Origin of the sequence: Mesorhizobium sp. M7A.F.Ca.MR.148.00.0.0, assembly GCF_003997735.1 — a bacterium.
Taxonomy (GTDB): domain Bacteria; phylum Pseudomonadota; class Alphaproteobacteria; order Rhizobiales; family Rhizobiaceae; genus Mesorhizobium.
In genome coordinates this window covers 1-271 of record NZ_RZTB01000561.1, presented here as the reverse complement: position 1 = coordinate 271, position 271 = coordinate 1, and the positions used below count along the sequence as shown (strand labels likewise).

1 protein-coding gene is annotated in these 271 nt (G+C 66.4%); it reads right to left on the bottom strand.

Translation table 11 applies throughout. The features are described from left to right. Positions 1-271, bottom strand: a 271-nt coding sequence (locus tag EOB49_RS35320) for an FAD-dependent oxidoreductase (RefSeq protein WP_127383568.1), incomplete at both ends; no start/stop codon positions are given.

The following is a 271-nucleotide window of genomic DNA, read 5'->3' as shown; positions in this document are numbered from 1 at the left end:
CAGTTTTCGATCCTTGCCGGCGTTTCGAAGACGAAGACGCACCGCTTGCTTGGGACAACCGGCAGTTCGGCGCCGGCCATCCTGGCAACGCCCGCGCTCCATGGTCCGGCCGCGTTGATCACCGTGCCGGCGGCAAGCCGATCGCCATTGTCGAGGACCACTTCGCCGACCTTTTGGGGAGACGCCATGGTCAGTCCGGTCACCGTCGCGGCAAGATAGTTCACGCCCTGCGTGCGCGCCTTTCGGCGGAAGGCCTGCATCAGGCCGGGGC